General features: G+C 42.5%; 1 protein-coding gene. It reads right to left on the bottom strand.

Going from position 1 to position 3,263, the window contains the following annotated elements; all coding sequences use genetic code 11:
- Positions 1-311 precede the first annotated feature (311 nt).
- Positions 312-3,050: a cation-transporting P-type ATPase gene (locus VB740_RS17675; RefSeq protein WP_323201267.1), complete on the bottom strand. Its 2,739-nt coding sequence runs from the start codon at positions 3,048-3,050 to the stop codon at positions 312-314.
- Positions 3,051-3,263: the final 213 nt, after the last annotated feature.

Genomic DNA, 3,263 nt, shown 5'->3' with positions numbered 1-3,263 from the left:
TGTATGAAAAATATCACTGAAAAACTCACAAAGTCAACACCCTAGGCAGAGCCTCCATGAGGAGCATTCCCATGCAGAGCATGGGAACGAGATAAAACGAGATAACAATGAGAAATTGATCTTTTTTCGACTTGTGTATACACCGTAGCTTTTTTAAGGGGGGTTAGGGGGGATCAACAAGTGCCTACAATCACAGCTAACTACTTTTCAAACATCCTCTGAGAATGTGCCAGCAAATTTGCGGTAAGCCCTAGATTGTAAAAACGGCGATTTATCGCGTCTCTTGCCTTAATTACGCCGACTTACTTAAATCAGTTGAGAGGATCAAAACGATTTACTATAATTGATACTCCAATCATTGGCAATCCTATAAGGAAGCAAATTAACCATTGATTAAAATTCAGGGGAGCAGTAGAAAATAAGCTATTCATTAAGTTCCACTGACTAAAAATAATCTGCAAAACTATGGTAGTAGCGATACCAATTCCCATTGCTGAGGCATCACTAAATGTCTGTCTGACTCCCCGAATCGTATTAACTAGAGCAATTCCTAATTGACTAATACTTAAAAGATAAAAAATTCTTCCGGCGACTAAAGCCTGAATTGCCATTGTTCGGGCTAAATCGATATTTCCTGTAGTTTGTCGTATCCATTCAAATACACCAAAAATCAAAATCCAGTTAAAGAGAGAAACTGTCAGAATCCGCTTGACTAAACTTTTAGAAAGTAATGGTTCGCGGGGGCTGCGTGGTGATTGTTCCATTACCCGTTCAGATTTTGGCTCAAAGGCTAAGGGTACAGTCATGGCAATGGAATTAACCATATTTAGCCACAAAACTTGTAAAGATAAAATGGGCAATTCTCTGGCAAATAATACACTAATCAAAATCGTCATCGATTCGCCACCATTAACGGGTAGGATAAAGGCGATCGCTTTGAGCAAATTTCGATAAACAGTCCGCCCTTCCTCAACGGCGGCTTCTATTGAAGCGAAGTTATCATCAGTCAAAATCATATCTGAGGCTTCTTTGGCTACCTCCGTACCAGCACCTCCCATTGCAATACCAATATCTGCTTGTTTCAAGGCTGGTGCATCATTGACACCATCCCCAGTCATGGCAACAACCTCTCCTTTAGATTGGAGGGCTTCAACGATGCGGAGTTTCTGTTCTGGTGCAACACGGGCGAATACTGCCCCATCTTCTATCGCTGTAGCCAGTTCTGATTGCTCCATTTGAGCCAGTTCACTGCCTGTAAAAGCGAGAACTTTGCCATTTTTATTAAAGCCCATACTTTGAGCGATCGCTCTTGCAGTTACAGCATGATCGCCTGTAATCATTTTGACTTGAATCCCCGCATTTTGACAGGCTTCTACAGCCTTGATAGCCTCGCTTCTGGGTGGATCGATCATCCCTTGCAATCCCAAGAAAACCAAATCCTTTTCGATATCTGCATGATCGAGTGAATCTTGAGCATGGGATACAGATTTATTCGCAAAAGCTAGCACCCGTAAACCAAGATTCGCCATAATATCAACTTCTTGATGTATGGTTTCTGCATCTAGAGAGGTAAGGTTTCCTTCAGCATTTAACATCTGCTGACAACGTTTCAGAATTGCCTCTACCGAACCTTTAACGTAAATAGTTTTAACTCGTGAAGAATTTTCTCTGCTCGCATTTTCATGCAAAGTTGCCATATATTGAAACTCAGACTCAAATGGAATGACATCTAGTCTGGGCATTTGGGCTTCTAAGTTATTGCGATGCAGTCCAACTTTATCAGCAACGGCTATCAATGCTCCCTCTGTCGGATCGCCAAAAACCTGCCATTGTCCTTCCTTTTGTTCTAGATAGGAGTCATTACATAACAAACCTGCTTTGAGACATTCTGCTAAAGCCGGGAGATTCTGCCAATCTATTGGCTGTTCATCTAATAAAATTTCTCCTTCTGGTGCATATCCTGTGCCAGTGGCTGTATATTGTTCACCACCGACATAAATTGCTTGTACAGTCATCTGGTTTTCGGTTAGCGTCCCAGTTTTATCAGAGCAGATAACTGTAGCACCGCCAAGAGTTTCCACTGCTGGTAATTTGCGAACGATCGCATTTCGCCGCGCCATCCGCGAAACCCCGATTGCTAGTGTCACAGTTACTACAGCAGGCAATCCTTCAGGAATCGCACTCACAGCAAAGGCAACAGCCGCTTCAAACATTTCTGCCCAGGTATTGCCGTATCCCAACCCGACTGCAAATGTCAACGCCGCGATGCCGAGAATGATGTACAGCAAGGTACGGCTAAATTTATCAAATTTTCGAGTTAAGGGAGTTTTCAGGCTCGTTCCTTGCTCAATAAGTTGGGAAATGCGCCCGGTTTCTGTGGCTTCTCCAATGGCCACCACAATCCCACTACCAGTACCAAAGGTAACAAAGCTACCAGCATAAGCCATGTTGAGGCGTTCAGCTAGGGCTGCATCTGCATTCAATGGTTGTGTATTTTTTTCGGTAGCGACTGACTCACCTGTAAGCGCTGATTCATTCACTTGCAGATTTCGGGATTTGATCAGACGTAAATCGGCTGGTACTTTATCGCCAGAAGTGAGTAGTACCAAATCCCCAGGTACTAACTCCGTTGAGGGAACTTGTACCTTTTGACCGTTGCGAAGGATAGTTGCATTAGTTTGGACTGAAGAAGCTAAGGCTGCGATCGCACTTTCGGCTTTCGATTCTTGAATAAAACCGATAATCGCATTAATTAAGGTTACACCCCAAATTACCCCAGCATTTACCCATTGTCCGATTAAGGCTTTGATTGCACCCGCAATCAGCAAAATGTACAGTAACGGTTGGTTAAATTGCAACAAAAACCTTAATGCCGGGCTGGTTCCACGTTTGCCCTTAAGTTCATTAGCACCAAAACGTTCTTGCCGTTTTACCACTTCATCCGAAGTTAAACCTGTTTCTAAATTTGCGTCTAAATGTTGAGCTACCTTAGATGCAGGTAAATTGTGCCATTCATGTGGCTGGATGATTTTTTCAGATGTTGCTGTCATTTTGTTTACACCAAGATTAATTATTAGCTATTTGGTGATTAGCTGATCAGCAAAATTATGAACAATAAATGTGATGGAAATATGAGCGAAATGCAGCGTTGCATTGTTTGCAGTAATTTGGAGCAGATGTAAGAGTATCTCAACCTGACAATTCAGGTCATCTGGAAAACCTCTCTCTAAATCTCTCTCCTAAAAGGAGAGAGACTTTGAATT

The sequence above is a fragment of the Nostoc sp. UHCC 0251 genome, from assembly GCF_034932245.1.
Lineage (GTDB): Bacteria > Cyanobacteriota > Cyanobacteriia > Cyanobacteriales > Nostocaceae > Nostoc.
This window is presented reverse-complemented; position numbering and strand designations above follow the sequence as displayed.

What these genes read in the sequence shown, in the direction of transcription:
- VB740_RS17675 (WP_323201267.1), bottom strand. Translation starts at nt 3,050, where the DNA reads ATGACAGCAACATCTGAAAAAATCATCCAGCCACATGAATGGCACAAT.